This is a genomic window from Ralstonia mannitolilytica (assembly GCF_905397375.1).
GTDB lineage: Bacteria > Pseudomonadota > Gammaproteobacteria > Burkholderiales > Burkholderiaceae > Ralstonia > Ralstonia mannitolilytica.
In genome coordinates this window covers 329,790-356,512 of the sequence record NZ_CAJPVG010000001.1, presented here as the reverse complement: position 1 = coordinate 356,512, position 26,723 = coordinate 329,790, and the positions used below count along the sequence as shown (strand labels likewise).

Here is a 26,723-nt window from a genome sequence, read left to right as displayed (position 1 = left end):
GCCTGCGCGTCAGTTCGGGCGTTGGCCCATGGCGCGCAGGAAGGTCTGCTGCGCGGTCAGCAACTCGCGGTAGGTGAGCGCGCGGTAATCAAGCCCATGGGCGCGCGCCACCTCCGCCACACGGGCAGCCAGCGCTGGATAGTGCCGGTGGCTATACGTAGGGAAGAGGTGATGCGTGAGGTGCCAGTTCAGGCCCCCGAGCCAGTAGCCGATCCACGCCGGTTGCGGTTGCCAGTCGCACGCGGTGTGGAACGCATGCTCGTGCCACGTGTGCGGCAGCTGGCCCGATTCGGGCGGCAGATAGAACGTCACGTCCGCCCAGTGCGTGCCCAGAATCAGCGCGACCAGCACGCATGACGCCAGCATCTGCCCCGCGAAGTAGCCGAACGCCACCCAGCTCCAGCCGAGGCCGAGCCGATGTGCCACCCAGGCCGGCACCACCACCGCAATCAGCAAGTGCAACGCCTTCGCAGACAGGAACGTCATCCAGCCGCGCAGGCCGGGCAGCACGCGATCCGCCGCCAGCGGCGTGAGGCCGAGGCGATCCGACCAGTCGTAGATCCAGTTGATGTAGGGCAGCGACAGTGCAGCAATCAGCGGCCAGTAGCGATGCTGATAGCGAAACTGCGGATACCACGGCTGAAAGGGCGTCTGCCGCAGGAAGCGGTTTGCGGCGGTGTCCAGATCGTAGTGCTCCACGTTGGCATGCGCGTGGTGATAGTGCACGTGGCGCACCGTCCAGTAGGCCGGTTCGATGCCGAGCGGGATGGCGGTCACACGCGTCATGAGGCGGTCCAGCCATGCCCAGGGGGAGAGCGCCCGATGCGCGCCGTCGTGCAGCACGTTCATGGCCAGCAGCATCGCGATGAACGGAAAGGCCATGTAGGCGAGCACGAATGTCGTCGCACCCGTGGCCGTCATCATGACGCCATACAGGAGGGCGGATACCACAACGAGGAAGGCGCCCTTGGCAATGAACTGCACATCGGCAAAGCGATGGTCGCCGTGCGCCTGCAGATGGTCGTGCGCGGCACGGCGCAAATCTTCGGCCAGCGAGGAGGCGCGCGGCGAAGCGTAGCGGAGCTTAGCGAGATTCGGCATGCGGCGAAGAAGAGAGCGGCGATTCGGTCCGCAGCGCGTGCCACAGGCCGCAAGCAAGACCATGCAACCCGAGCGCAACGGCCAACGTGTCGGACAATGCATCGCCCGCGCCGCATATGCCGATCATCAGCACGGGCAGCGCAAGCGCCAGCAGCGGCCAAAGCCAGCGTCCCCAGCCTCGCCCATCCGACAAACCGCCCAGCGCCAGCGTGAGGAGCAGGATGAGCACGAACCAGACCGCTTGCCAGTGCCCGGGCCACAGGCCGTCGGTGTGCACATAGTCGATCACCACGCCAAACAGCAGCACACCGCCGGTGGCGATCCAGCCGGCGGGCGTGGTGCGCGTATCGCGTTGCAAATGCGGCGTACGCAGCCCCAGCCATTGCAATGCCGGCACCACGTTGGCCCAGAACGGGTTGTCGCTGTGGGTGGGCTTGTGCACGCCATAGCGGATCGGCACGTCGGCCAGCGCGCGCTGATAGGTGCCGAACAGCTTGTCCCACAGCAGCAGCGTGCCGCCGAAGTTGCGGTCGATGTATTCCGGGTTGCAGCCGTGATGCACGCGGTGGTTGGCGGGCGTGACCATGAAGCGGTCCAACACGCCCGAGCGCCCGACCAGTCCGCAGTGGTTGTAGAACTGCACCGAGTAATGCAGGCCCGACACCGCCACGAACATTTCCGGCGTGACGCCGATCAGCGCCAGCGGCACGAAGAACGGCAGCGATGTCAGCGACGACAGCCACGCGTTGCGCACGCCCAGCGAGAGGTTGAAATGCTCGCCCTCGTGATGTACGGCATGGATCGCCCACAGAAAGCCGAGCGTGTGGTGCATGCGGTGCAGCCAGTAGAAGCCGAGATCCCACGCGACAAACGCGAAGGCCCAGCCCGCAACCGGGTGCCAGCCATCCACCCAATGCAGGCTGGCATGGGCATATAGCCACGTGAAGCCCGCGACTTCCACGCCGCGGCACAGCCACATCAGCACGTGGCCGGAGTTGAGGTTGAGGATGACGTCGCGCCACGGCAGCGGTTGGCCGCGCCACCACTTGAGCGCAGCCAGTTCCAGCAGCACGCAGCCGAGCATCAATGCAAGCGGCAGGGCAAAGGCATTCATGTGGACACCGGTTCGATGGAGAGCGTTGACGCGCGCCGCGCCAACCATAGACGGACAGCCGCGCCGCACAGCACACCCACGGCCACGCCTGCCGACAGGTCAAGTGCGACGTGCCGGCGCGTCTGGATCGTGGCGTACAGGATGCCGAGCCCCCAGGCGGCCGCGAGCGCCGTGCGCATCGGCCTGCGCGAATCCGCCAGCGCCCACACCGAGAGCAGCGTGAGCGCCCCATGCAGAGAGGGCAGGCAGTTCTGGCTCGAATCCATGGCGATCAGCATGCGTTGCACGCTGCCGGGCAACGATGCGTCCGCCAGCGGCGGGTAGTGCAGCGTGGTCGGCCACAGCATGAACACCGCACCGCTCACGAGCGCGCTCATCTGCATGGCGCGTTCCAGCCAGGGCAGCCGCGACATGTCGGCCTGCAAGTACGCCAGCGGAATCAGCACGAAGAACGACACGTACAGCCAGATGCCCGACGTGCTGAACGGAATGGCGCGGTCCAGTGCAGTCTCGGGCACGATCGTGCCAACGCCCTGCAGCGCTCCGCAGAGGCCATAGACGAGGCCCACCGAACACCAGCCAAAGGCCATATGACGCAGGCGCGTGGCAAGCGGGCTCATCGTGACGCTCCTGGCGCCGCGAGCCGGACGATGCGGCGGCGCTTGGTGGTGAAATCGGTGGCGATGCGCTCGGGCGTGGCGTGCCACGTCACGCGCGATGCATCGACACCCTGGCAGGCGAAGACATCGGTCAGGTGCGCCCGGCACGCGCGTGCAATGTCGGCGTCGGCCGGGTGAATGGACAACGCGAGCGTGTTCGCATCGGTCTGCACCAGGCGGTAATCCGCGTGCAGCGGCAGCGCCTGTGCCAGCGCCCGCGAACACACGTCGGCAAACAGCGTGACGGTGCCGCCGCCCAGCGCGGGCAGGACGAGCGTATCGTCGCAGCGGCCTTCGATACGCTCGATGGCCATCGCCGGATTGCCGCAGGGGCAAGCGCCCAGCGCCGGCTCGCGGCGGATGAGGATGTCATCGAGCCGGTAGCGCACGATGGGTTGCGTGCGGCGTGTGAAATCGGTAATGACGGGGACGAAGCGGCGCGCGTCCAGCCATTGCGGCTCGATGTGCACGTGCGCTTCGTTCAGGTGCAGCGTGCCGTGCGGGCAGGTCGCGCCCAGAAAGCCTTCGGTGGCCTGATAGACCTCACCGACGTTGCCAAAGGCCTGTGCAAGCAGTGCGCGGTCCATCGGTTCCAGCACTTCGGCGCCGGACAGCACCTGCACGGGCGCGATGTCGAGCCGGCCGGCAAGCTTCTCCATGGCAAGCGCACGCAGCACCTGCGCCGGCCCCACGATGATGGTCGGCTGCAATGCTTCCAGCGGCGCGCGGTGCGATTCGAACGGCGCAAACAGATCAAAGAACGAGAACGTCAGCCACGGGTTGCGCACGGCGGTGTACAGATTGCTGTTGGCGCGCAGGAACAGCGCGACGCGCTCGCCGTGCAACAGCCCGCGCGGCAGCAGCTTGGCGAGCAGAATGCCGGCCCACTGCGCACGCTCGGTCGGGCTCACGACGAATACGCCGCGTCCGCCGGAGGTGCCTGACGACAAGCCCACTGAATACGCACCGACCGTCGGCCGGAAATCGCGTGACTGCTCGGCCTGTTGCGCGCAGGCCAGCACGTCGTTCAGGCGCAGGCCGGCGGTGTTCATGGCGTCGAAATTGGCCATCATCGTGGCCTTGTCCATCAACGGCCATTCGTGCATCGGCTTCGATGCGAACGGGCGGAAATACGGGCTGCGAGTCAGCACGCGTTGCGTGAAGCGCGAGATCTGCCGCTGCTGGTGCGCTTCCAGCGCGGCGCGATCAGGCAGCCGCAGCCGGCGCGTTTGCCAGTACGACCACAGCAGGCGGTGCAACGCCGTCACAACGCCCCCTCGTGTGTGAGCAGGATGCGCACGTGGCCGCCCGCATCGAGCGCGTGCAGCTTGCGCAGCGTGTCGAAGTAGGCATGGCGGTCTTCCATGATCGAATACGCCAGTACCGACGGCCCGCGCAGCTCGCGATAGCTCAGCGGCGACCAGGCGGCGTCGGCGGCTAGCAGCACCCAGCCTTCCTGCGTGCGGACAAACGCGCCAAGGTGCCCGGCGGCGTGGCCGGGCAGCGGCACGAGCAGCACGTCGCCGTTGCTGTCGGGCAAGGCCCAGGCGGATGTGAATGGCGCCAGCTCCGGCGGCAGCGCGACTTGCTCGAACTGTTCGACAAAGCGCGTGCGCGTTTCAAAATCTTCGGGAATCAGCCCCGGCACGAAAGCGCGCCGCAACGCGGAAACGCCACGCAGCGCGCGCAGGTGCATCCATCCCTCGCCGGAGCAGATGACCGGCACGCCCGGAAAGTCGCGCAGGCCGGCAACGTGGTCGCCGTGGAAATGCGAGACGATCAATCCATCCAGATCAGCCGGGCGCACGCCCTGTTGCGCAAGCTGCGCCGCCATGGATTCCGACGTGTCGAAATACACGGGCGTGACCTTGCGATAGATCGCAAACAGGCCACTGCGCGTGTGGTCATGGAAATGGGAGGCGTAGCCCGTGTCCCACAGCCAGCGCCGCCCGGCGGCTTCGATCAGCCAGGCGCGTGCGGGAAACGCGCAGGTGCGCAGGCCCGCGCCGCGCAGCGCCACACATGCGGTATGCGTGCAGTACCCGGCTTCAAAAACGGACAACGTTGCCATGTTCACGTAACCAGTGAGCCGTGCGGCGGATGCCTTCGGCCATGTCGATGGGCGGCACGTAGCCGAGTTCGATGCGCGCGCGGTCGTTGGCGAGCGTCATGTCGTAGTGCAGGGCCGCGGCGCTGTAGCGCGTGAGCAGCGGCTCGCGACGCGTGACGGCGCTGGCACCTTCCATGGCACGCGCCGCCAGCGCCATCGCCGGATACGGCACTGCGCGGATGCGATAACGCAGGCCGAGCTGCTGGCCCAGCAGTTGATCGAGCAGATCGCGCAGCGTGGCAGGCGCGTGATTGGTGATGTTGTAGGCGGCGCCGGAAGGCACGCTCGCCGTGGTGGCGCACTGCATGGCGTGCACCACGTTTTCCAGATAGGTCAGGTCCATGCGCGCCGCGCCGCCACGGGGCAGGGGCAGCACGCCGCCGCGCAGCTCCAGCAAGTGCAGGATGCGTGGCAGGACCACGCGATCGTGCGGGCCGAAGAGCCCGCGCGGCCGCAGGATGACGAAGTGCGTGCGGTGCTGCGTGGCGACCTGCTGCAGGATGGCCGCTTCTGCCAGCATCTTCGTCGCCGCGTAATGATTGGCGAAGCGCGCGGGGCGATAGCTCTCGGGCAGATCGGCGTGATGCTGGTAGTCGAAATAGATCGACGGTGTGGAGATATGCACGAAGCGGCGGACGCCACGCTTGACGGCACCTTCGGCGAGCGCCGCCGTGGCGCGCACATTGGCCGCGTAGAAGTCTGCATACGCACCCCAGGGCGATGACAGCGCCGCGCAATGCCAGACCGTGTCGACACCGTCGAGCAGCGCATCCAGCGTGGTGGGTGCCAGCTGTGCCAGATCGGCCGGCACATAGTGGGCGCCACGGGCGGCAAAGGCGTCGCGTTGCGTGGCATCGCGCCCCGTCGCGCGCACGCGAGCGCCTTGCGCGAGCAGCGCGTCGACCGCGTTGCGGCCGAGCCCACCGGTGGCGCCCGTCACCAGCGTCGTCATAGCGTCAGCACCATGCCGCCGAGCGTCAGGCCGGCCGCCGTGCCGACCAGCAGCACCGGTTTGCCGGGCTCGATGCGTTGGGTCGTCACGGCTTCATGCAGCGCGGTGGGAATCGACGCGGCCACCTGGTTGCCGTGCTGCGCGTAGATATCGACCACGCTGGCTTCCGGCACGCCCAACCGCGTGCGCAGATGCTGCATCCCCAGGTGGCTTGCCTGGTGCGGCACGACGACATGCATGTCGCGCAGCGTGTATTGGCTGCCCGCGAACAGCCGATCGAGGAAACCGTCCATCAGTTGCGAGGCGAGCTTGAATACGCGCTTGCCATCCATGTGGAACAGGTAATCGGTCGGTTGCGCACCGGTGCGCGGGTTGCGGCGCGTGCCGCCCGCGCGGATTTCGCAGTAGGTTTTGCCGGCGGGGTAGGTCTCCATGCGGTAGGCGTGGATGCCCGCGCCGGACATCGACCGCGCCGCCTCAACGATGACCGCCGCTGCGCCGTCGCCAAAGATCAATGCGGTCTCGGCGTCGTCCCAGTCGATGCCGCGCGAGGCGAGGTCGGACGCCACCACGGCGATGCGCTTGTACGCGCCCGTCGTCAGGAGGCTGCCCGCCACATGCAGCGCCGTTACGAAGCTCAGACAACTCGCATTGACATCAAACGCAGGCGTGCCGGCCGGCAGCCCGGCGGGCTCGAGGATGTGCGCGGCCGTGTTGGGCAGCGCCTGTTCTTGCACGCCCGAGGCGGAGATCAGCAGGTCGATGGACGCAGCCGGAACATCGGCGCGGCGCAGTGCATCGCGCACGGCAGCGCCGGCGAGTTCCGACTGGCGCTCGGCCAGCGTGGCATGGTGGCGAACGTCGATGCCGGACTTCTCGCGCACGTACCCCGCCCGATGCCCGAGGCGGGCATCCAGTTCAGCGGACGTGACTTGTTGCTCCGGCAGCGCCTTGCCGGTGGAAAGCAGATGAATCGGCAGCATAGATGCGGGCAAGCACGGGGTGCGCGGCCCTGTTCCCTCTTCCGGCTGCCGCGCGCGCGGGGCGCATGCCGCAGCTTAGTGATCTTGTTTTGTTGCGCCGCGATTCTAGCGGGAGGACCGCGCCCGGCGAGATGAAAATTCGTTAATAGTGGTGACGTTCAGGCGCCGTAGCTGCGCAGCCGGTCGAGGTCGACGACCGTCACCCCGCCATATTCCAGCCGCACCACACCGTCCCTCTCCAGGGCCTTGAGCGACTGGTTGGCTGCCTGGCGCGTCATGCCAGAGAGCAGGCCGAGCTCTTCCTGCGTGATCTCGAGGTGGTCGCCGGCGCTGGGGTAGAGGACCGGGTTGAACAGCGAGGCAATGCAGCGCGCGAGCCGCGGCGTGGTATCGAGCATGCGGTCGTACTCGAGCAGCGCCATGAAGTGGCCGAGCCGCTCGTTGAGCTGCCGCACCAGGAAGCGGTTGAACGCGACGCTGTTCTGCACGAGCCACTGGAACGTCGCGCGGTTCATGAAGGCCATGCGCGTGTCGCGCAGCGCGATGATGTCGTAGCGGCGCGGCTCGTTCTTGAGCAAGGAGCCCTCGCCGAACCAGCCGCCGGCCGTGACCCCCGTAAAGGTGACGTTGCGCCCCTCCGGTGACACCGTGCCGATCTTCACCAGGCCGCTGACCACGCCCGTCCAGGAGTCCAGCACCGTGTCTTTCGCGCAGATGCAGCTGCCGCGCTCGTAGGTGCGCTCGATGATGCCGGTGCTGGCGCGCTCGGCTTCGTCGGCGGGCAGGTCGATCGACCACGCCGCAATGTGGGCCAGCCGCGCGCGGTTGATACCCGGGCGCGCGGCGTCCTGCGGCTCACGCACGCTGCACGCCCACCGGCAGCGTGCTGATGCGGTGGACTTCCGGGGTGGAGAGCCAGTCGGTCGATTGGCACTGGAGGAACAGGGCCGTCGCGTCCTCGCCCCAGAACAGCTCGCCGTCGGCCGCAAGTGTCGGCACGCCGAACACGCCCAGCGCGATGGCGGCATCGGTGTGGTGCCGCAGTGCCTCCTTGACGGACGGCTGCTCGACGGCGGACACCCCTTGTGCAAAGCCGACGGCCTCGCACAGCGCTGCAAAGCCTTCGGTCGACCCGACATCGTGCCCGTCGCGCCAGATGTGCCGGAACACGGCGCGCACGGCTTCCAGTGAACCGCCCATGGCGATGGTCAGCCGCAAGGCCTTGATGGGGTTGAACGGATGGGCCGGCGGCATGCGAAACGGAATGCCCAGCTGCTGCGCACGGAACAGCGCATGCCGATATGTGAACACGCGCTTGGCGCCGATCTCTGCCGGGCCTTTCTGGCCCCAGTGATTCAGGATGGCGCCGAGCACCACGGGGCGCGGCGCGATGACGATGTCCGAGGGCAGCTTGTCGAACTGCTCGAGCTGCAGGTAGGCAAATGGCGAGATGACATCGAAGAACCAGTCTACAGTCTTGGCGGGCATGCGGGTCTCCTCCGGTGCGGTGTTGGCGGTGAGTGTCGCACGGTGCAGGCGTTTGTGCAGAGGGCGGCTACTCGCCGTACTGCCTGAGGCCGACGAGGTCGCGCACCTCGATCACACCGTAATCCACCCTGACCAGCCCCTGCTGTTCGAGCACCTTCAGGGCCTGGTTGGCGCGCTGGCGCGAGATGCCCGCCAGCAGCCCGATCTCTTCCTGCGAGATCTCGAGCGTGTTGCCCAGCCGCGGATACAGCAGCTCGTTGAACAGCGACGACACGGCTCGTGCCACGCGCGAATCAATGTCGAGCAGCCGTTCGTACTCGACCGCCGCAATGAACTGGCCGAGCCGCTCGTTCAGCTGCATCAGGAGGAAGCGGGTGAAGGGCAGGCTCGTGTCGAGCAGCCATTGGAAGGTCTCGCGCGGGATGAAGGCGATGCGGGAGCGGCGCAGCGCCATCACGTCGTACTTGCGCACTTCGTGCTTGAGCACGGCGCCTTCGCCGAACCAGCCGCCGGTCGGCACCCCGGTAAACGTGACGGACTTGCCGGATGGCGACACCGTGGTGATCTTGACCAGCCCGTCGACCACGCCCATCCACTCCTCGGCGCGCTCACCCTTGTGGCTGATGTAGTCGCCCGGGCCGTATTCGCGCACGTAGGTGGCCTGCCATACGCGCTCGCGTTGTTCCGCGCTCAGGTCCGCTGCCCACGCGCAGTGGTCGATGAAGTCATTCGGCATGGGTTTTGGGAGTTCCTGTAGGGATTAACCCGGAATTGTCACCGGCGCGACATCCGGCCAAAAAGGCGTGGACTATCTTACCGTCACGATTGAGGCCGGGCACCAGAACGAACGCTCGTGCGGAAAATCAGCCTGCGAAGACGGGCGGCATACACGAACGGGTGGTTGGACACCCGAGCCTGGACACCAGCAGCAGAAGCGGCCTCCCGGTCAGGGAGGCGAAAGGGACAGGAGACACGCATGCAGGATTCGTCGGCGACGACTTTTCCGCGACTGCTGCTGGCGCACGCCCAGAGCAGGCCAGGCCACCCGGCCTATCGCGAGAAGGATCTCGGCATCTGGCAGACCACGACGTGGGCGCAGGTGGCGCAGGAAGTGCGCGCGCTTGCTTGCGGCCTGGCGGCGCTGGGCTTCGAGCGCGGCATGAACCTGGCCGTGGTCGGCGACAACCGTCCGCGCCTGTACTGGGCGATGACGGCCGCCCAGGCGCTGGGCGGCGTGCCCATCCCGCTCTACCAGGATGCGGTGGCCGCGGAAATGCTGCATGTGCTGGCCGATGCCGAGATCGCGTTTGCCATTGCCGAAGACCAGGAGCAGGTCGACAAGCTGCTCGAGCTGCAGCCGCAACTCGCGGGGCAGGCGCGTCCGCTGCAATGGATCGTCTACGAAGACCCGCGCGGCCTGCGCGACTACGACGATGCCGAGCTGATGTCGTATGAGCGCATCCAGGAGATCGGCCGCGAGTTCGACCGCGCGCATCCGGGCTTCTACGAGGCGGCCGTGGAGGCCGGCGCGCCCGATGACACGGCCATCATCCTCTACACCTCCGGCACCACCGGCAAGCCCAAGGGGGTGTGCCACGCGCACCGCAGCCTGATTGCCGTGGCCACGCGCGGCTGCGCCTTTGACGGCCTGCATGCCGATGACGACGTACTGTCCTACCTGCCGATGGCGTGGGTGGGCGACAACCTGTTTTCGTATGCGCAGGCCATGGTGGCTGGCTTTACCGTCAACTGCCCCGAGTCGCGCGAGACGGTGATGACCGACCTGCGCGAGATCGGCCCGACCTACTACTTCGCGCCGCCGCGCATCTACGAAGGTCTGCTCACGCAGGTGATGATCCGCATGGAAGACGCGGGCTGGATCAAGCGCAGGCTGTTCGACTGGGCGATGCGCGTGGCACGGCGCTGCGGTACGCAGATTCTCGACGGGCAGCCCGTCGCTGCGCTGGACCGCGCGCGCTATGCGCTGGGCGAACTGCTGATCTATGGGCCGCTGCGCAACGTGCTCGGCATGAGCCGCATCCGCGTGGCGTATACCGCCGGCGAGGCGATCGGGCCGGACCTGTTCCGCTTCTACCGCTCCATCGGCGTGAACGTGAAGCAGTTCTACGGCCAGACGGAGACCTGCGCCTATGTCTGCCTGCAGCCCGATGGCCAGGTCAAGTTCGATTCCGTGGGGCCGGCCGCGCCGGGCATGGAGATCCGCATTGCCGACAGCGGAGAGGTGCTGGTGCGCGGCGTTGGCCTGCTCAAGGGCTACTACAAGCGCGACGACGCCACGCGCGAGGCAATCGACGCCGACGGCTATTTCATGACCGGCGACGCGGGCCTCATCGACGCCGACGGCCACCTGCGGATCATCGATCGCGCCAAGGATGTCGGCAGGCTGGCCGACGGTTCGATGTTCGCGCCCAAGTACATCGAGAACAAGCTCAAGTTCTTCCCGTACATCAAGGAAGCCGTGGCCTTTGGCGCCGATCGCGACCGGGTCTGCGTGTTCATCAACATCGACTTCGAGGCCGTGGGCAACTGGGCCGAGCGCCGCCATCTGCCTTACGCCGGCTATATCGACCTGGCCGGTCAGCCGCAGGTGATCGAGATGATTGCGGAGTGTGTGGCGCAGGTGAATGCCGACCTGGCGGAGGACCCGATGCTGTCGGGTTCGCAGATCGCGCGTTTCCTGATCCTTCACAAGGAGCTGGACCCGGACGACGACGAGCTGACGCGCACGCGCAAGGTGCGCCGCCGCTACATCGCCGAGAAGTACGCCGTACTGATCGACGCGCTGTATGCGGGCAGGCACGAGCAGTACATCGAGACGCGCGTCCGGTTTGAAGACGGCCGCGAGGGGAGTGTCAGCGCAACGCTGAAGCTGGTGGACGCGAAGATCGTGCCGCCGGTCCAGCGCAAGGCGGCATAGATCAACAGACCGCCGCACGGGGAACAACATGACGCAAATGGCATGGCAAGGCGTGGCGAGGCAGACCGGCGCGGGCATCGGGCTGCCGGGGGGCCGGGCGCAGGCGGGTCTCGGCCCGCTGCAAGGCGAGGTGCTGCTCGACCTGCAGCACATCTCGCTGTCGTTTGGCGGGGTGAAGGCGCTGACCGATATCTCGTTCGACATTCGCGCGCACGAGATCCGGGCGATCATCGGGCCGAACGGCGCGGGCAAGAGCTCCATGCTGAACGTCATCAACGGTGTCTACCACCCGCAGCAGGGCCGCATCGTGTTCCGCGGCGAGGAGCGCCGCCGCATGAACCCGACCGCCATGGCACGGCAGGGCATTGCGCGCACGTTCCAGAACATCGCGCTGTTCAAGGGCATGACGGTGCTCGACAACATCATGACGGGGCGCAACACGCTGTTCCGCAGCAACCTGTTCGCCAATGCCGTGTGGTTCGGCCCCGCGCGCCGCGAAGAGATGCGCCACCGCCGCAAGGTCGAAGAGGTGATCGACTTCCTGGAGATCCAGGCGATCCGCAAGACGCCGGTGGGGCGCCTGCCGTACGGCCTGCAGAAGCGCGTGGAGCTGGGCCGTGCGCTGGCGGCCGAGCCGTCGATGTTGCTGCTCGACGAGCCGATGGCCGGCATGAACGTGGAAGAAAAGCAGGACATGTGCCGCTTCATCCTCGACGTCAACCGGCAGTTCGGGACCACCATCGTGCTGATCGAGCATGACATGGGCGTGGTGATGGACATCTCCGACCGCGTGGTGGTGCTCGACTACGGCAAGAAGATCGGCGACGGCACGCCCGACGAGGTCAAGGCCAACCCCGAGGTCATCCGCGCCTATCTTGGGCAGTCCCACGCCTGACAACCGAAGCGCGCAGCAGGAGCACACGACATGAGTTTCTTCCTTGAAGTGCTGGTGGGCGGGCTGTTGTCCGGGCTGATGTATTCGCTGGTGGCGCTGGGCTTCGTGCTGATCTACAAGGCTTCCGGCGTATTCAATTTTGCGCAGGGCGCGATGGTCTACTTTGCGGCGCTGGCCGTGGTCGGGCTGGTGGACAAGGGATTGCCGATCTGGGCGGCTGCCATCGGCGCGTTCGGCATCATGATCGTGGTGGGCATGGCAACCGAACGCCTGGTGCTGCGCAAGCTGGTGAACCAGCCACCCATTACGCTGTTCATGGCGACCATCGGCCTGTCGTTCTTCCTGGAGGGTCTCGGGCCGATGCTGTTCGGCAACGAGGTCCGCCCCATCGATCTGGGCATCGTCGACGAACCGATCGAGGCGATCCTCACGCATCTGAACATGGTCGTGTCGAAGTTCGACCTGACCTCGGCGCTGATCGCGGGCTTGCTGGTCGGGGTGCTCGCGCTGTTCTTCCAGTACACACGGGTGGGGCGTGCGCTGCGCGCGGTGGCGGATGACCACCAGGCCGCGCTGTCGCTGGGCATTCCGCTGCAGCACATCTGGGCGATCGTGTGGGGCGTGGCGGGGTTCGTGGCGCTGGTGGCCGGCATGCTGTGGGGTTCGCGCAATGGCGTGCAGTTCGCGCTCACGCTGACCGCGCTCAAGGCGCTGCCCGTGCTGATCCTGGGAGGCTTTACTTCCGTGCCGGGCGCGATTGTCGGCGGGCTGATCATCGGCGCATCCGAAAAACTCGCCGAGATCTATGTCCCGCCGGTGTTCCAGTCGATGTTCGGCGGCAATTTCGGCGGCATCGAGGGATGGTTCCCGTATGTGTTCGCGCTGCTGTTCCTGCTGGTCCGCCCGGAAGGGCTGTTCGGCGAGCGGCATATCGACCGCGTTTGACGCCCACGTTGCGCTTTTCAGGAGACGCGCATGTTCTATCGCGAAGCCGGCCAGTTCAAGACCAGCTATGAGGCCGACAGCCAGGTCTTCCCGATCCGGCAGGACCGCATCGGCGTGGCCGTGCTGCTGGCGGTGGCCTTTGTGGGAATTCCGCTGGTGGGCTCGGAGTATTGGTTCTCGGCCATCCTGATCCCGTTCCTGATCTTTTCGCTCGCGGCGCTGGGGCTCAACATCCTTACGGGATATGCGGGCCAGCTGTCGCTCGGTACGGCGGCGTTCATGGCGGTGGGCGCGTATGCCGCATACAACTTCCAGCTGCGCGTGGAGGGAATGCCGGTGCTGCTGACGTTCGTACTGGCAGGCTTGAGCGCGGCGCTCGTGGGCGTGGCCTTCGGCCTGCCGTCGCTGCGCATCAAGGGCTTCTACCTGGCGGTGGCCACGCTGGCTGCGCAGTTCTTCGTGGTGTGGGTGCTCACGAAGTTTCCCTGGTTCTCGAACAACAGCTCCTCGGGCGTGATCACGGCGCAGCGGCTCGACCTCTTTGGCGTGCCCATCGATACACCGGTCAAACGGTATCTGTTCGTGCTCGGCATCGTTGCGGTGATGGCCATGGTGGCGAAGAACCTCGTGCGCTCCTCCACCGGCCGCGCGTGGATGTCGGTGCGCGACATGGACGTGGCGGCCGAGGTGATCGGCATTCCGCTGATGCGAACCAAGCTCGCGGCCTTTGCCGTGAGCTCGTTCTACTGCGGCGTGGCGGGGGCGCTGTATGCGTTCTGCTATCTCGGCTCGGTCGAGCCCGACGGCTTCTCGCTCGACCTGTCGTTCCGCGTGCTGTTCATGATCATCATCGGCGGCGTGGGGTCGATCCTGGGCTCGTTCCTCGGGGCGGCGTTCATCCTGCTGTTGCCGATCTTCCTGGACAACGTGCTGCCGCCGCTGGCCGCACTGCTGCATCTGCCGTTCACCAACGCGACGGTGTCGCACATCCAGCTGATGGCGTTTGGCGCGCTGATCATCTTCTTCCTGATCGTCGAGCCGCACGGGCTGGCGCGGCTGTGGCAGATCGGCAAGGAGAAGCTGCGCCTGTGGCCATTCCCGCATTGAGATCACGTAGTCACCACCAAAACGAAATCCACCTGCCAAGGTGAAGGAGACGGTCATGAACATGCTGGTTAGCAAACTGCAACGCAGTGCCGCGGCGCTCGGAATGGCGGTCGCACTGGTGTCGCTGGCGGCGCCCGTGCAGGCGCAGACCGCCGAGCAGTTCATCGCGATCCCGAGCTATCGTGTCGGGCCCTATGGCACCAACGGGCAGTCGTGGTACGGCGGGTTTGTCGACTACCTGACCTACGTCAATCTCAAGGAGGGGGGCGTCAACGGCGTCAAGCTCGCGTGGGAAGAGTGCGAGACCGAATACAACAACGCCAAAGGCGTGGAGTGCTACGAGCGCCTGAAGGCGCGCAGCAGCGCCTCGCACGGGACGGCGTATCACGTCATGTCCACCGGCATTTCGTATGCGCTGGTCGACAAGACCGCCGCCGACAAGGTGCCGCTGGTCATGATGGGTTACGGGCGCACCGATGCCGTGGATGGCTCGGTGTTTCCGTATGCGTTTCCGCTCGTGACGACGTACCAGATGCAGGCCTCGGCCATCGTCAAGTACCTCGCGGACAAGAACAAGGGGTCGCTGGCGGGCAAGAAGATCGTCTACCTGTATCACGACTCGGCCTATGGCAAGGAGCCGATCGTCGCGCTCGAGGCGGAGGCCAAGCTCGGCAAGTTCAACCTGGTGGAGATCCCGGTGGCGCACCCCGGCAACGAGCAGGGCGCGCAGTGGCTGAAGATCCGCCAGGAGAACCCCGACTACGTCATCTTCTGGGGCTGGGGCGTGATGAACCAGACCGCGCTGAAGGCCGCGCAGAAGGTCGGGTACCCGCGCGACAAGATGGTCGGCTCCTGGTGGGCCGGGTCGGAGGAAGACACCATCCCGGCCGGTGAAGCCGCCAAGGGGTACCTGAGCGCAACCTGGAACGTGGCCGGCAAGAACGTGCCGCTCATCGCCGACATCGACAAGGTGGTGTACGGCGCCGGCAAGGGCAACATGCAGAACGCGTCGAAGGTGGGCTCCGTGCTGTACAACCGCGGCGTGTCTGCGGCCGTGGTGACGGTGGAGGCCATCCGCGTGGCGCAGGCGAAGTTCGGCAAGGGCAAGGTCATGAACGGCGAGCAGATGCGCTGGGCATTCGAGAACCTGAACCTGGGCAGCGCGCGCCTGCAGCAGCTCGGGGCCACGGGTCTGCTGCCGGAAATCCAGACCAGCTGCAGCAACCACGAGGGCTCGGGCAAGGTGAAGATCCAGCAGTGGGACGGCAGCAAGTGGGTCGTGGTGTCTGACTGGGTGGAGGGCAACAAGGGCCTCGTCCATCCGCTGTTCAAGGCGACCGCCGCGCAGTACGCGAAGGAGAAGGGCATCACGCCGGCGTGCGTGAAATCCTGAACCCGCACCGGCCGCCTCGTCCGCCGGCATGGGGCGAGGCACGGCCTGACTGCACCCTCTTTTCGACCCACTTTGCACCGCACCATGAGCCTGCTGACCGTCAACAACATCGAGGTCATCTACGACCACGTCATCCTGGTACTCAAGGGCGTTTCGCTTGCGGTGCCCGAGGGGGGCATCGTCGCGCTGCTGGGCGCCAATGGCGCCGGCAAGACAACCACGCTCAAAGCCATCTCGAACCTGCTGCATGCCGAACGCGGCGACGTGACCAAGGGATCGATCGAGTACCGCGGCAGCCGCGTCGATCAGCTCACGCCCAATGACCTCGTGCGGCGCGGCGTGATCCAGGTCATGGAAGGGCGCCACTGCTTCGCGCATCTGACGATCGAAGAGAACCTGCTGACCGGCGCGTACACGCGTCACTTCTCGCGCGCCCAGACCCGAGACGCGCTCGAACGCATCTACGCGTACTTCCCCCGTCTGAAGACGCGGCGCAAGTCGCAGGCCGGCTACACCTCGGGCGGCGAGCAGCAGATGTGCGCCATCGGCCGCGCCATGATGGCGGCGCCGCAGATGATCCTGCTCGACGAGCCGTCGATGGGGCTGGCGCCGCAGATCGTCGAAGAGATCTTCGAGATCGTGCGCGATCTCAACCAGCGCGAGAAGGTCAGCTTCCTGCTCGCTGAGCAGAACACCATGGTGGCGCTGCGCCATGCCGACTACGGCTACATCCTCGAGAACGGCCGCGTGGTGATGGACGGCACGGCCGAAGCGCTGCGCAACAACGAAGACGTCAAGGAGTTCTACCTGGGCGTGGCCGCCAATGATGACGAGGCCGGCGCGCGCCAGTCCTTCCGCGACATCAAGAGCTACCGCCGGCGCAAGCGCTGGCTGGCCTGAAGCGACCCGAACCCGCCCGTCTTCCCGAACACCTCCAACCGCCTGCCCACCATGCCGGAACATTTCGATGCCCTCGAGACGCGCGCGCCTGAACTGCGCGAACAGGCGCTGTTTGCCGCGCTGTCCAAGCAGATCGCGCATGCGCAGACGAATGCGCCGTACTTTGCGCAGCGGTTGCGCGATGTCGACCCGCAGGCCGTGACGTCGCGCGCGGCGCTGGCGGCGTTGCCGGTCACGCGCAAATCGGAACTGGCGGGCATGCAGAAGTTGTCGCCGCCGCTGGGCGGACTGAACGCCACGCCGCTGGGCGGCCTGCGCCACGTGTTTCAGTCGCCCGGGCCCATCCATGAGCCCGATGGTCACGGGCCCGACTGGTGGCGCACGGCGCGGGCGCTGTTTGCCGCCGGATTCCGCGCGGGGGACCTCGTCTACAACACGTTTTCGTATCACTTCACGCCGGCGGGGCTGATGATGGAATCCGGCGCGCACCGGCTGGGCTGCTGTGTGTTTCCGGCCGGCGTCGGCCAGACCGAGATGCAGGTGCAGGCCTTGTCGATGCTCAAGCCCACTGCGTACGTGGGCACGCCGTCGTTCCTGCGCATCCTGCTCGAGAAGAGCGCCGAGGCAGGCCAGCCCTGTGCAAGCCTCACCAAGGCCGTCGTCTCGGGCGAGGCGCTGCCGCCGTCGCTGCGCGAATGGCTCGCTGCGCAAGGCGTGGTGGTGCACCAGATGTACGGTTCGGCCGACCTGGGCCTCATCGCCTATGAGGCCGACGGCAGCGACGGCTGGGTCGTCGACGAGAACGTGCTGGTGGAGATCGTCGAGCCGGGGGGCACGCAGCCGATGCCGGAGGGGGAGGTGGGTGAAGTGGTGGTCACCGTGCTCGGCAATGGAGACTATCCGCTGATCCGCTTCGGCACCGGCGACCTGTCTGCCATCGTGGCTGGCTCTTCGCGGCAGGCCAGCCCATGCGGGCGCACGAACATCCGCCTCAAGGGCTGGCTGGGCCGCGCCGACCAGACCACCAAGGTCAAGGGCATGTTCGTGCATCCCGGGCAGGTGGCGGAGGTGGTGCGCCGGCATCCGGAGATCCGCGCCGCACGGCTCGTGGTGTCGGGCACGCCGGGCGTGGACGTCATGACGCTGCACTGCGACGCCACCGGCGATGATGCCGGCCTGCGTGAAGCCGTGGCCGGCTCGCTGCGCGAGGTGACGCGGCTGCGCGGCGAGGTGCGCTTCGTGGCGGCAGGCTCGCTGCCGCAAGACGGCAAGCTGATCGAAGACGCACGCGACTACGCCTGAGCGCATCTGGCGTGCATTGCCGGCCGCGTGCCGGCAACTGCCATCCGTTGACGGTGCCGGCGGCGTTGGCACCGCTCTTGCGCCTGCCCATGCGTGCGGTACGGCCCGCTAAGCGAAATCCCGTATATTCGTCCTCCGTGTGACGCTGGCCGAACAAACCGGCGTGCGCGCTGTCGCATCTTGGCCGGCTCCGCCGCGCCGCTGTCTCCCCCATCCTCGATCCGCCCCGACGTCACAGCAACGCATGCACGTAGAGACCCCGCTCATCTCCACCATCATCGGCGGCCTTGTGCTGGCCTTCATCTTCGGCACCATCGCGCAGCGGCTGCGCCTGCCGCCGCTGGTGGGCTACCTCATGGCGGGCGTGGTGGCCGGCCCCTTTACCCCGGGCTTCGTGGCCGACCAGAGCCTTGCCCCGCAGCTGGCGGAGCTGGGCGTGATCCTGCTGATGTTCGGCGTGGGGCTGCACTTCTCGATGAAGGAGCTGCTGGCCGTCAAGGCCATCGCCATTCCGGGCGCCATCGGGCAGATTGCGCTGGCCACGCTCATGGGCATGGGGCTGGCGTGGCTGCTCGGATGGGACTGGGGGCCGGGGCTGGTGTTCGGGCTGGCGCTGTCGGTGGCGAGTACCGTGGTGCTGCTCAAGGCGCTGGAAGACCGCGGCCTGGACCACTCGCACGAGGGCCATATCGCCGTCGGCTGGCTGATCGTGGAAGACCTCGTGATGGTGGTCACGCTCGTGCTGTTGCCGGCGCTGGCCGGCGCGCTTGGCGGCGCGGGCAGCACGTCGGTCAGCGCGTGGGACATCGCCAAGGTGCTCGCGATCACGCTCTCCAAGGTGGTGGCATTCGCGGCGCTGATGCTGGTGGTCGGCCGCCGCGTGATTCCGTGGATGCTCGAGCGCATCGTCATGACGGGCAGCCGTGAGCTGTTCCGCTTGGGCGTGCTCGCTACGGCGCTGGGCGTGGCGTATGGGGCGACCGTGCTGTTTGGCGTGTCGTTCGCTCTGGGCGCGTTCTTTGCAGGCATGGTCCTGGCCGAATCGGAGTTCAGCCAGCGCGCGGCCGAAGAGTCGCTGCCGCTGCGCGATGCGTTTGCGGTGCTGTTCTTTGTGTCGGTGGGCATGCTGTTCGACCCCCGCGTGCTCGTCGAAGACACGTGGGCGGTGCTGGGCACGGTCCTGATCGTGGTGATGGGCAAGTCGCTGGCAGCGTTTGCGGTGGTGCGGGCGTTCGGGCACGGCAACCGCACGGCGCTCACGATCTCGGCGAGCCTAGCGCAGATCGGCGAGTTTTCGTTCATCCTGATCGGGCTGGGCATCGGCCTGGAGATCCTGCCGGTGCGCGCGCGCGGGTTGCTGCTTGCGGCGGCGATCCTGTCGATCCTGCTCAATCCGCTCATGTTTGCCCTGATCGACCGCATCAAGCGCGAGGTCGCCGCCGAGCCCGCTGGGGCCGATTGAGTTTCAAGGCCGTCCCCAACCGTTTTTGCCAACGAGGAGTGTTCATGAGCCATCTGACTATCGGGGTGATCGTCGGCAGCCTGCGCAAGGCGTCGTTCAATCGCCAACTGGCGCAGGCGCTGGTCGGCCTTCTGCCTTCGGGCGCGCAGGCGCAGTTCATCGAGATCGGTGAGCTGCCGCTCTACAACCAGGATCTGGACAGCAACCTGCCCGAGCCCGTGCAGCGCTTCAAGGCGGCCGTGGCGGGTGTGGACGCCATCCTGTTCGTCACGCCGGAATACAACCGCGGCATCCCGGGCGTGCTCAAGAACGCGATCGACTGGGGTTCGCGGCCGTATGGCCAGAGTGTGTGGGGCGGCAAGCTGGCCGGCGTTGCGGGGGCGTCGCCGGGCGCCATCGGGACGGCCCTGTCGCAAGCACAGTTGCGCAACGTGTTGTCGGCGTTGGGGGTGCAGGTCTTGCCGCTGCCGGAGGTGTTCTTCCACTTTGCCGGAGAACCCTTCGACGCGCAGGGCGGGGTGGTGGATGCGCGGACGCGCCAGTTCCTGCAGGGATTCGTCGACCGATTCGTTCAGTGGGCAGGCGCCAAGCGCGCCTGACGCATCGATCGACTGGGGTTCAGGGCCGGGCGGGCAGCGATATCCCGCCCGGCCGTGTTGCTTCGAGGGCCCGGATCAGGCCAGGAAAGCGGCGGCGCTGATGAGCCAGCCTGCTGCGACGCAGCTTGCGATCCAGGCGGCCATGACGGCGCCGATATCCAACCATTTCATCATCGTTCTCCTTACAGCACTTGCATTGCTTGTTCAGGCAATCGATGTCTGAACAACTGTTACGCAGTGTAGGTGTTGCAATGCGGAAGAACAATATCCCGACGGGTGAACAGACTGTTCCAAAGGTAACAACAAATTTCAGCGCTGGCGTGGTGCGGCCTGCGCATGTCGGGGCCCTGCCGCGCTGTGTCCTGGCCGTTGCTGCGACGCAACAATTGGCTGGGTCCGAGGGCGTTTCCGGCGATGCGATGTTGGCGCTCTGTTGCGGCGTGGCTCCTCAGATGGCGTTCGCCATGGCTCTTTTCATGGAGCCACGAGATTCGGTACGGTAATGCGGATCCTGTCCAACCCCTCGCTGCGCGCATGACCACCCTGAACGCCTACCAACAGCCCATCGGTACGCCGATGCCCGACTGGACCGCGCGTCCGCTGCCGCCGCACACGCCGCTGCCTGGGCGGTACTGCCGCCTGGAGCCCCTCGACGCCGTGCGCCATGCCGATGCGCTGTTCGAAGCCGCCCGCCAGGCGCCCGACGACCGCCACTGGACGTACCTGATGGAAGGGCCGTTTGCCGACGCCGCATCCCACCGTGCCTATGTGGAGCGCATTGCGGCCAAGCGGGATCCACTGCAGTACGCCGTGATCGACGCGCAGACGGATCGCGCCGTCGGCACGCTGGCATTGATGCGCATCACGCCCGAGCACGGCGTGGTGGAGGTCGGTGCCGTGACGTTTTCGCCGTTGCTGCAACGCACCCCCGCGTCGACGGAAGCGCAGTTCCTGCTCATGAAGCACGTCTTTGAAGACCTGGGCTATCGCCGTTACGAATGGAAGTGCGACAGCCTGAATGCGCCGTCGCGTCAGGCTGCACTGCGGCTCGGCTTCCAGTTTGAGGGGATCTTCCGCCAGGCGGTCGTCTACAAGGGGCGCAGCCGCGACACGGCGTGGTTTTCCATCATCGATGCCGATTGGCCGCAGCTGCGGACGGCCTTCGAGCGGTGGCTCTCGCCCGAGAATTTCGATGCGCAGGGGCGGCAGCGCATGTCGCTCAGTGCGCTGCGTGCTTAGTCCATAGCGCGCTGCGGGCTCTGCGCGGCGCGCGAGGGCCGTTCCAGCGTCAGGCGCGCAGGGAAACCAGCGGCGGCTCGGCCGGGGTGAGCGCTTCGGCGCTGGCCGGATGCGCGGGCTGGGCCTGTTCCACGCGGCGGGCCTGCAAGCGGGCGTCGGTCACGCTCGATGTGCCGGTGACCTTGTCTGTCGTGCGCGCCTTGGTGGCCACCTCGGCACTGCCGGTGTCCGCGGACTTGCGCGTTTCCAACCGCGTCTCGGCCTGCTCCAGCCCTTTCTGGGCCTGAAGGCGGGCGATCTGCGCCTGCACGATCTGAATCTGCTGGCTCAGCATCTGCATCTGCTGCTTCTTCTGCTCGGCCGGCAATCCCTGCCCGGCCAAGTCTGCCATCGACTTCTGCAGGTTCTTGAGCTGCCGTTGCAGCCGTTCGATTTCATTGGCCGAGCCGCTCCCGCCGCCCGAAGCGCCGGTGGCCACAGTGCCAGAAACGGACGAGGAAGTGAGTTGCATTGCCATCTCGCTGATCAGTACGCCCTTGATCGGATGGCCGAGCGAAAACTTTAGCGGTCGCGGCGACTTTCTTTGCTGCCGTTACGTTCTGTTAGATAGAATTAAATTCCGACTAAAGAAACAAAAAGCGAGAAGAGTCGTTGGATACTTGGCGACGTTCGCCATGCTGCCCTGGCTTCTACGGGTTTACGTCTGTTATCCCGGCTCCAGATGCTGCGTAAAATAGAACAAAATTCTGTATAACAGAACGACAAAGAGGCAACGCATTCAAGGAGACGCCCATGCTTTCTTCCCATCCGGCCGCGAATGGCCGGCTGCCTCCCGGTTTGCCGGCGGTGCAGCTCAATCAGGTGTCAGTGCGGTTTGGCAGTTTTACGGCGGTGCAGGGCGTAGACCTGTCGATCGGCGAGGGGGAATTCGTGGCGGTGGTGGGGCCCACCGGGTGCGGCAAGAGCACGTTGCTCAACGCCGTGACGGGGCTGCTCAAGCCGGCCGGCGGCACGGTGAACGTGTTTGGCGAGCCGCTGACAGGCCTGAACGGCAGCGCTGGTTTCATGATGCAGCAGGACTCGCTGCTGCCCTGGAAGACGGCGCTCGACAACGTCGCGCTCGGCCTGGTGTTCCAGGGCATGCCGGTAGACGAGGCCCGCGAGCGCGCCCGTCCGTGGATGAAGAAGGTCGGCCTGGCCGGCTTCGAGGCGCGCTATCCGCATCAGCTCTCGGGCGGGCAGAAGAAGCGCATCAGCATGGCGCAGACGCTGATCCTCTCGCCCAAGATCGTGCTGATGGACGAGCCGTTCTCGGCGCTCGATGTGCACACGCGCCACCTCATGCAGAGCGAGCTGCTGCGCCTCTGGCAGGAAGACCGCAAATCGCTGTTGTTCATCACGCACGACCTGGAGGAGGCCATTGCCCTGGCCGACCGCGTGGTCGTCATGTCCGCCGGGCCCGCCAGCCGGCCGGTTGGCGATGTCGAAATCACGCTGCCACGTCCGCGCAACGTGTCTGAAATCAACATGTCCGACGCGTTCATCCGCCTGTATCGCGAGATCTGGTCGATCCTCGGCACCGAAGTGGAGAAGAGCCATGCCGTCCAGCACTAACACGATGCCTACCGTGGGCACGCAGCGCGCCGGTCTCGCCCACAAGACCAGGATCCGCCTGTTCCAGCTGGCCGTGGTGGTGTTGATGTTCGGCTCGTGGGAGGGCCTCGGCCGCGCGGGCGTGGTCGATCCGTTCTATTTCTCGATGCCGTCGTCGATCGTCGCGCGCATCTGGGAGTGGTTCACCGCCGGCGACATCTACACGCATCTGGCCATCACCCTGGCCGAGACGATTCTCTCGTTCGGCATCGGCACGCTGCTCGGTATCAGCCTGGGGCTGTGGCTCGGCTTGTCCAAGCTCGCGGCCGAGGTGCTGGACCCGTTCATCAAGGTCTTCAATGCGATCCCGCGCATCCTGCTCGCGCCCATCTTCGTGATGTGGTTCGGTCTGGGGCTGACCTCCAAGGTGGCGCTGGGCGCGACGATGGTGCTGTTCATCACGTTCTTCAATACGTACCAGGGCGTGCGCGAGGTGAACCCCGTCATCCTCGCCAACGCGCGGCTGCTCAAGGCCAGCCGCGTCAGCCTGCTGCGCCACGTGTATGTGCCGTCTGCCACGAGCTGGATTCTCTCCAGCCTACGCGCTTCCGTCGGCATGGCGGTAATGGGCGCGATCGTGGCGGAGTACCTCGGCTCGTCCGCTGGCCTGGGCCACCTGATTGCGCAGGCCGAAGGCGTGTTCGATGCCACCGGCGTGTTCTCGGGAATCGTCGTGCTGTCGGCCTTCGTGATTGCGCTGGACCGCAGCGTCGATGCGCTCGAAGGCAAGTTGCTGGTGTGGCGCCCGAAGGTCGACCCCGAAACGGGCGCCTGAGCCCCAATCACAATGATGGAGACAACCATGAAGCGATGGATTTCGGCCCTGTTGTGTGCGGCCGTCTGCACGGCAGCCAACGCGGCCGAGCCGGAGAAGAAGGATGTGAGCCTGTCGGTCGGCTCGATGATCCTGAACTACATGCCGGTGCCGCTTACGCAGTCGCTGGGCAACTTCCAGAAGGAAGGGCTCAACGTGAAGGTGGAGAACTTCCAGGCCGGCGGCAGCAAGGCGCTGCAGGCGCTGATTGCCGGATCGACCGATGCGGTGGTGGGTTTCTATGACCACACCATCCACATTCAGGCGCAGGGCAAGGACATTGTGTCGGTCGCGCTGCTCAACGTTACGCCCGGCATCGTGCTGGCCGTGCGGCCCGACCTGGATATCAAGAGCGGCAAGGATCTGAAGGGCAAGAAGATCGGCATCACCGCACCGGGCTCGTCCACCGATCTGTTTGCCCGCTATTACGCCATCAAGAGCGGGCTGCAGGTGAACGACGTGTCGTACATCGCCGTGGGTTCCGGCGCGCCGGGCATGGTGGCGCTGGATCGCAAGGAGATCGATGCGCTCGTCAATTTCGACCCCGTAGCGAGCCTGCTGGAGAAGCGCCGCGCCGCCAAGTTCCTCGTCGATACGCGCACCGATGCCGGCTCCAACGCCGTGTTCGGCGGCCGCTACCCGACCGCCACGCTGTACGTGACGCGCGACTTCATGATGAAGAATCCGGAGACCGTGCAGCGTCTGGTGAACGCCTTCATCCGCACGCTCAAATGGATCGACGCCAGCACGCCCGAGGCCATTGCCGACAAGATGCCCAAGGAGCAGCAGGTGGGCGGGCGCGACGTGTTTGTCGATGCGCTGCGCCACTCCAAGCCGATCTTCTCCAAGGACGGCCTGATGACCGATGCCGATGCCAAGGTGGCGCTGACGGTGCTTTCCAGCTACGACGAAAAGATCCGCAACGCCAGGATCGACCTGGCGAAAACGTACACTAACCGCTTCGTCGACCAAGCCCTGAAGACGGTCAAGTGAACCGTCTCGCCCAACCCGCCATGACCGCAGAGCGCCAAACCACCCAGAACGAGATCACGCCCGCCGCCAACGAGGGCGATGCCGCCACGCCGGGGCAGTCGGGCGTGGCTGCGCTGGACCGCGCGTTCTCGATCCTGTTTGCGTTCCGCCCCGGCGATTACGCGCTGACGCTGGCCGAGCTGGCCGCGCGCACCGGGCTGTACAAGAGCACGATCCTGCGGCTGGCCGGCTCGCTCATCCAGCACCGCATGCTGTTTCGCCTGGAAGACGGCCGGTACCAGATCGGTGCCGCGCCGTTGATGCTCGGCGCGCTCTACCAGCGCAGCATGCGCCTGGGCGACGTGGTGCTGCCGCACATGCGCGCGCTGGCCGAGGCCACCGGCGAGGCGGTGTCGTTCTACATCCGCGAGCGCGATGTGCGTGTCTGCCTGCATCGCGTCGATTCGAGCCACGCCATCCGCGATCACGTGCGCGAGGGTGACGTGCTGCCGCTGGAGCGCGGCTCCGGCGGGCGCGTGCTGTGTGCGTTCTCCGGCATGCAAGGCGCCACGTACGACGCGATCCGGCGCGATCACTACTACGTGTCGATCGGCGAGCGCGATCGGGAAACGGTGGGCCTGTCGGTGCCGGTGTTTGGCGTGCAGCAGGCGCTGCGGGGTGCGCTGTGCCTTGCCGGTCCGGCGTCGCGCATCGACGGGGCGCTGCTGCAATCGTGGCGCGTGCCGGTGCTGGAGCACGCCGCGCAAATCACGTCCACGCTGGGTGGCGACCCCGCGCCGCTGCGTCTCGCTGCCCAACTGATCTCTAAAACCTAGGCTCCGCCAAGACGCCCAACCTCCTGAGCGGGGCGAGGGGCGGAGCCGACTGTGTAGCAGGAGTTGTTTTCATGGCTTTGCCTCTCGCGGGTTTGCGCGTGCTCGACTTGTCGAACGTGCTGGCCGGGCCGTTCTGCGGCTATCAGCTGGGTTTGCTCGGCGCTGAAGTCATCAAGATCGAGGTGCCGGGCAATGGCGATCTCGCCCGCCGTCTGGGCGCTGATCCTGAGCAGGCGCGCCGCAAGATGGGCGCCTCGTTCGTCGCCGTCAATGCGGGCAAGCAGTCCGTCACCGTCAACCTGAAGCACCCCGAGGGGCGCGCGATCCTGCTCAAGCTGGTGGCGCAGGCCGACGCGCTGATCGAGAACTACCGCCCCGGCGTGATGGACCGCCTGGACCTCGGCTACGACGTGCTGCGCGAGGTCAACCCGCGTCTCGTCTACTGCGCCATCTCGGGCTTCGGCAAGGACGGCCCGCTCAGCGGCAGACCCGCATACGACCAGATCATCCAGGGCATTTCCGGCGTGATGAGCGTCACCGGCGACAACGCATCGGCGCCGCTGCGCGTCGGTTACCCGATCAGCGACACGGTGGGCGGCATCACGGCGGCGCTAGCCGTCACCGCATGCCTGCTCGGCGCGCAACGCACGGGGCAGGGCTGCATGGTGGATGTGTCGATGCTGGAATCGACGCTCGCCACCATGGGCTGGGTCGTCTCCAACTACCTGAACGCCGGTGTGACGCCGCAGCCGATGGGTAACCAGAATTTCACCGCCGCGCCGTCGGGCACGTTCACCACGGGCGATGGGCTGATCAACATCGCCGCCAACGAAGACAAGCAGTTTGCCGCGCTGTGCCGCGTGGTGGGGCATCCGGAACTGGCCACCGACCCGCGCTTTGCCGAGCGCCATGCACGCAAGGAACATCGCCAGCAACTCAACGACGCGCTGGAAACGGCATTGGCCGCGCGCCCGGCCGCCGAATGGGAGCCGCTGCTGATCGAAGCCGGCGTGCCGGCCGGGCTGGTGCTCGACGTGCCTGGCGTGCTGGCGCACGAACAGGTGACGGGCCGCGGCTTCGTCACCTCGTTCCCGGAGGCCGGGCAGCACGTGACGCGCGCGGGCTTCCGCCTCTCGGGCGAAGACCCGTGCCCGCAGACACCGGCGCCATCGCTCTCCGCCCATACCGACGACTGGCTTGCCAGGCTCGGTTACCGCCGCGACCAAATCGAAGCCTTGCGCGCCGAAGGCGCCATCTGATC

The 26,723-nt window shown here is 66.4% G+C and carries 27 protein-coding genes; 16 read left to right on the top strand and 11 right to left on the bottom strand.

The window, feature by feature from the left end; all coding sequences use genetic code 11:
- Positions 1-9: 9 nt before the first annotated feature.
- From KHN96_RS01530 to KHN96_RS01485, 10 genes are all read right to left on the bottom strand, one after another.
- Positions 10-1,101 (bottom strand): acyl-CoA desaturase, encoded by a 1,092-nt coding sequence (locus tag KHN96_RS01530; protein ID WP_062738826.1) that lies wholly within the window; start codon positions 1,099-1,101, stop codon positions 10-12.
- Positions 1,085-2,215, bottom strand: coding sequence for a sterol desaturase family protein (locus KHN96_RS01525; RefSeq protein WP_062738828.1), 1,131 nt, complete (start codon positions 2,213-2,215; stop codon positions 1,085-1,087). The genes KHN96_RS01530 and KHN96_RS01525 overlap by 17 nt, the downstream gene beginning before the upstream one ends.
- Complete coding sequence (locus KHN96_RS01520; protein ID WP_062738830.1) at positions 2,212-2,835, bottom strand: phosphatase PAP2 family protein; 624 nt, start codon at positions 2,833-2,835, stop codon at positions 2,212-2,214. The genes KHN96_RS01525 and KHN96_RS01520 overlap by 4 nt, the downstream gene beginning before the upstream one ends.
- Positions 2,832-4,142, bottom strand: a complete 1,311-nt coding sequence (locus KHN96_RS01515; RefSeq protein WP_082062918.1) for a F390 synthetase-related protein — start codon at positions 4,140-4,142, stop codon at positions 2,832-2,834. Before KHN96_RS01515 ends, KHN96_RS01520 begins: the two co-directional genes overlap by 4 nt.
- Positions 4,139-4,945, bottom strand: a complete 807-nt coding sequence (locus tag KHN96_RS01510; RefSeq protein WP_062738832.1) for an MBL fold metallo-hydrolase — start codon at positions 4,943-4,945, stop codon at positions 4,139-4,141. Before KHN96_RS01510 ends, KHN96_RS01515 begins: the two co-directional genes overlap by 4 nt.
- Positions 4,923-5,936 (bottom strand): NAD-dependent epimerase/dehydratase family protein, encoded by a 1,014-nt coding sequence (locus KHN96_RS01505; RefSeq protein ID WP_062738834.1) that lies wholly within the window; start codon positions 5,934-5,936, stop codon positions 4,923-4,925. The genes KHN96_RS01510 and KHN96_RS01505 overlap by 23 nt, the downstream gene beginning before the upstream one ends.
- Positions 5,933-6,919, bottom strand: coding sequence for a 3-oxoacyl-[acyl-carrier-protein] synthase III C-terminal domain-containing protein (locus tag KHN96_RS01500; RefSeq protein WP_062738837.1), 987 nt, complete (start codon positions 6,917-6,919; stop codon positions 5,933-5,935). Before KHN96_RS01500 ends, KHN96_RS01505 begins: the two co-directional genes overlap by 4 nt.
- A gap of 158 nt (positions 6,920-7,077) precedes the next feature.
- A complete protein-coding gene (locus KHN96_RS01495; protein ID WP_082062919.1) occupies positions 7,078-7,782 on the bottom strand; it encodes a Crp/Fnr family transcriptional regulator in 705 nt (234 codons plus the stop codon).
- Positions 7,775-8,407 (bottom strand): 2-hydroxychromene-2-carboxylate isomerase, encoded by a 633-nt coding sequence (locus KHN96_RS01490; RefSeq protein ID WP_062738839.1) that lies wholly within the window; start codon positions 8,405-8,407, stop codon positions 7,775-7,777. Before KHN96_RS01490 ends, KHN96_RS01495 begins: the two co-directional genes overlap by 8 nt.
- 67 nt (positions 8,408-8,474) lie before the next feature.
- Positions 8,475-9,143 carry a Crp/Fnr family transcriptional regulator gene (locus tag KHN96_RS01485; RefSeq protein ID WP_062738841.1) on the bottom strand — a complete coding sequence of 223 codons (669 nt, stop codon included), beginning with the start codon at positions 9,141-9,143 and terminating at the stop codon, positions 8,475-8,477.
- 240 nt (positions 9,144-9,383) lie between these two features.
- Here KHN96_RS01485 and KHN96_RS01480 point away from each other — a divergent pair, with 240 nt between their 5' ends.
- The 11 genes from KHN96_RS01480 to KHN96_RS01435 all read left to right on the top strand — a co-directional run bounded on the left by KHN96_RS01480 (position 9,384) and on the right by KHN96_RS01435 (position 21,187).
- Complete coding sequence (locus tag KHN96_RS01480) at positions 9,384-11,345, top strand: AMP-dependent synthetase/ligase (protein WP_062738843.1); 1,962 nt, start codon at positions 9,384-9,386, stop codon at positions 11,343-11,345.
- A gap of 28 nt (positions 11,346-11,373) precedes the next feature.
- Entirely contained in the window at positions 11,374-12,240 is an 867-nt protein-coding gene (locus tag KHN96_RS01475) for an ABC transporter ATP-binding protein (RefSeq protein WP_062738844.1), read from the top strand.
- A gap of 30 nt (positions 12,241-12,270) precedes the next feature.
- Positions 12,271-13,185: a branched-chain amino acid ABC transporter permease gene (locus KHN96_RS01470; protein ID WP_062738847.1), complete on the top strand. Its 915-nt coding sequence runs from the start codon at positions 12,271-12,273 to the stop codon at positions 13,183-13,185.
- 30 nt (positions 13,186-13,215) lie between these two features.
- Positions 13,216-14,292 carry a branched-chain amino acid ABC transporter permease gene (locus tag KHN96_RS01465; RefSeq protein ID WP_062738849.1) on the top strand — a complete coding sequence of 359 codons (1,077 nt, stop codon included), beginning with the start codon at positions 13,216-13,218 and terminating at the stop codon, positions 14,290-14,292.
- A 103-nt stretch (positions 14,293-14,395) separates the two neighbouring features.
- Entirely contained in the window at positions 14,396-15,685 is a 1,290-nt protein-coding gene (locus KHN96_RS01460) for an ABC transporter substrate-binding protein (RefSeq protein WP_373994672.1), read from the top strand.
- An 84-nt stretch (positions 15,686-15,769) separates the two neighbouring features.
- Positions 15,770-16,585 (top strand): ABC transporter ATP-binding protein, encoded by an 816-nt coding sequence (locus tag KHN96_RS01455; protein WP_045219627.1) that lies wholly within the window; start codon positions 15,770-15,772, stop codon positions 16,583-16,585.
- 51 nt (positions 16,586-16,636) lie between these two features.
- Positions 16,637-17,887, top strand: a complete 1,251-nt coding sequence (locus tag KHN96_RS01450) for a phenylacetate--CoA ligase family protein (protein ID WP_062738854.1) — start codon at positions 16,637-16,639, stop codon at positions 17,885-17,887.
- A gap of 244 nt (positions 17,888-18,131) precedes the next feature.
- Positions 18,132-19,349 carry a cation:proton antiporter domain-containing protein gene (locus KHN96_RS01445; protein WP_082062920.1) on the top strand — a complete coding sequence of 406 codons (1,218 nt, stop codon included), beginning with the start codon at positions 18,132-18,134 and terminating at the stop codon, positions 19,347-19,349.
- A 44-nt stretch (positions 19,350-19,393) separates the two neighbouring features.
- On the top strand, positions 19,394-19,948 hold the full coding sequence (locus KHN96_RS01440; protein ID WP_045219631.1) for an NADPH-dependent FMN reductase: 555 nt from the start codon (positions 19,394-19,396) through the stop codon (positions 19,946-19,948).
- Between the two features lie 100 nt (positions 19,949-20,048).
- Positions 20,049-20,171: a hypothetical protein gene (locus KHN96_RS22895; RefSeq protein ID WP_257983912.1), complete on the top strand. Its 123-nt coding sequence runs from the start codon at positions 20,049-20,051 to the stop codon at positions 20,169-20,171.
- 311 nt (positions 20,172-20,482) lie between these two features.
- A complete protein-coding gene (locus KHN96_RS01435) occupies positions 20,483-21,187 on the top strand; it encodes a GNAT family N-acetyltransferase (protein ID WP_045219634.1) in 705 nt (234 codons plus the stop codon).
- 49 nt (positions 21,188-21,236) lie between these two features.
- Here the strand turns inward: KHN96_RS01435 and KHN96_RS01430 are convergent, their stop codons facing one another.
- A complete protein-coding gene (locus KHN96_RS01430; protein WP_180964202.1) occupies positions 21,237-21,698 on the bottom strand; it encodes a FlxA-like family protein in 462 nt (153 codons plus the stop codon).
- A gap of 281 nt (positions 21,699-21,979) precedes the next feature.
- Here KHN96_RS01430 and KHN96_RS01425 point away from each other — a divergent pair, with 281 nt between their 5' ends.
- From KHN96_RS01425 to KHN96_RS01405, 5 genes are all read left to right on the top strand, one after another.
- The gene (locus tag KHN96_RS01425; RefSeq protein ID WP_045219636.1) at positions 21,980-22,801 is read left to right on the top strand and encodes an ABC transporter ATP-binding protein; all 822 of its coding nucleotides are present in this window, start codon (positions 21,980-21,982) and stop codon (positions 22,799-22,801) included.
- Positions 22,785-23,615, top strand: coding sequence for an ABC transporter permease (locus KHN96_RS01420; RefSeq protein WP_082062921.1), 831 nt, complete (start codon positions 22,785-22,787; stop codon positions 23,613-23,615). The genes KHN96_RS01425 and KHN96_RS01420 overlap by 17 nt, the downstream gene beginning before the upstream one ends.
- A 27-nt stretch (positions 23,616-23,642) precedes the next feature.
- Positions 23,643-24,647 carry an ABC transporter substrate-binding protein gene (locus KHN96_RS01415; protein ID WP_062738859.1) on the top strand — a complete coding sequence of 335 codons (1,005 nt, stop codon included), beginning with the start codon at positions 23,643-23,645 and terminating at the stop codon, positions 24,645-24,647.
- A gap of 20 nt (positions 24,648-24,667) precedes the next feature.
- On the top strand, positions 24,668-25,462 hold the full coding sequence (locus tag KHN96_RS01410) for an IclR family transcriptional regulator (protein ID WP_062738861.1): 795 nt from the start codon (positions 24,668-24,670) through the stop codon (positions 25,460-25,462).
- Between the two features lie 71 nt (positions 25,463-25,533).
- Positions 25,534-26,721: a CaiB/BaiF CoA transferase family protein gene (locus KHN96_RS01405; RefSeq protein WP_062738862.1), complete on the top strand. Its 1,188-nt coding sequence runs from the start codon at positions 25,534-25,536 to the stop codon at positions 26,719-26,721.
- Positions 26,722-26,723 lie beyond the last annotated feature (2 nt).

Excerpts from the sequence above, each read along its gene's own strand:
- KHN96_RS01530 (WP_062738826.1), bottom strand. The coding sequence starts at position 1,101 with ATGCCGAATCTCGCTAAGCTCCGCTACGCTTCGCCGCGCGCCTCCTCG.
- KHN96_RS01525 (WP_062738828.1), bottom strand. The coding sequence starts at position 2,215 with ATGAATGCCTTTGCCCTGCCGCTTGCATTGATGCTCGGCTGCGTGCTG.
- KHN96_RS01520 (WP_062738830.1), bottom strand. The coding sequence starts at position 2,835 with ATGAGCCCGCTTGCCACGCGCCTGCGTCATATGGCCTTTGGCTGGTGT.
- KHN96_RS01510 (WP_062738832.1), bottom strand. The coding sequence starts at position 4,945 with ATGGCAACGTTGTCCGTTTTTGAAGCCGGGTACTGCACGCATACCGCA.
- KHN96_RS01505 (WP_062738834.1), bottom strand. The coding sequence starts at position 5,936 with ATGACGACGCTGGTGACGGGCGCCACCGGTGGGCTCGGCCGCAACGCG.
- KHN96_RS01500 (WP_062738837.1), bottom strand. The coding sequence starts at position 6,919 with ATGCTGCCGATTCATCTGCTTTCCACCGGCAAGGCGCTGCCGGAGCAA.
- KHN96_RS01490 (WP_062738839.1), bottom strand. The coding sequence starts at position 8,407 with ATGCCCGCCAAGACTGTAGACTGGTTCTTCGATGTCATCTCGCCATTT.
- KHN96_RS01485 (WP_062738841.1), bottom strand. The coding sequence starts at position 9,143 with ATGCCGAATGACTTCATCGACCACTGCGCGTGGGCAGCGGACCTGAGC.
- KHN96_RS01480 (WP_062738843.1), top strand. The coding sequence starts at position 9,384 with ATGCAGGATTCGTCGGCGACGACTTTTCCGCGACTGCTGCTGGCGCAC.
- KHN96_RS01475 (WP_062738844.1), top strand. The coding sequence starts at position 11,374 with ATGACGCAAATGGCATGGCAAGGCGTGGCGAGGCAGACCGGCGCGGGC.
- KHN96_RS01470 (WP_062738847.1), top strand. The coding sequence starts at position 12,271 with ATGAGTTTCTTCCTTGAAGTGCTGGTGGGCGGGCTGTTGTCCGGGCTG.
- KHN96_RS01465 (WP_062738849.1), top strand. The coding sequence starts at position 13,216 with ATGTTCTATCGCGAAGCCGGCCAGTTCAAGACCAGCTATGAGGCCGAC.
- KHN96_RS01460 (WP_373994672.1), top strand. The coding sequence starts at position 14,396 with ATGGCGGTCGCACTGGTGTCGCTGGCGGCGCCCGTGCAGGCGCAGACC.
- KHN96_RS01455 (WP_045219627.1), top strand. The coding sequence starts at position 15,770 with ATGAGCCTGCTGACCGTCAACAACATCGAGGTCATCTACGACCACGTC.
- KHN96_RS01450 (WP_062738854.1), top strand. The coding sequence starts at position 16,637 with ATGCCGGAACATTTCGATGCCCTCGAGACGCGCGCGCCTGAACTGCGC.
- KHN96_RS01445 (WP_082062920.1), top strand. The coding sequence starts at position 18,132 with ATGCACGTAGAGACCCCGCTCATCTCCACCATCATCGGCGGCCTTGTG.
- KHN96_RS01440 (WP_045219631.1), top strand. The coding sequence starts at position 19,394 with ATGAGCCATCTGACTATCGGGGTGATCGTCGGCAGCCTGCGCAAGGCG.
- KHN96_RS22895 (WP_257983912.1), top strand. The coding sequence starts at position 20,049 with ATGAGCCAGCCTGCTGCGACGCAGCTTGCGATCCAGGCGGCCATGACG.
- KHN96_RS01435 (WP_045219634.1), top strand. The coding sequence starts at position 20,483 with ATGACCACCCTGAACGCCTACCAACAGCCCATCGGTACGCCGATGCCC.
- KHN96_RS01430 (WP_180964202.1), bottom strand. The coding sequence starts at position 21,698 with ATGCAACTCACTTCCTCGTCCGTTTCTGGCACTGTGGCCACCGGCGCT.
- KHN96_RS01425 (WP_045219636.1), top strand. The coding sequence starts at position 21,980 with ATGCTTTCTTCCCATCCGGCCGCGAATGGCCGGCTGCCTCCCGGTTTG.
- KHN96_RS01420 (WP_082062921.1), top strand. The coding sequence starts at position 22,785 with ATGCCGTCCAGCACTAACACGATGCCTACCGTGGGCACGCAGCGCGCC.
- KHN96_RS01415 (WP_062738859.1), top strand. The coding sequence starts at position 23,643 with ATGAAGCGATGGATTTCGGCCCTGTTGTGTGCGGCCGTCTGCACGGCA.
- KHN96_RS01410 (WP_062738861.1), top strand. The coding sequence starts at position 24,668 with ATGACCGCAGAGCGCCAAACCACCCAGAACGAGATCACGCCCGCCGCC.
- KHN96_RS01405 (WP_062738862.1), top strand. The coding sequence starts at position 25,534 with ATGGCTTTGCCTCTCGCGGGTTTGCGCGTGCTCGACTTGTCGAACGTG.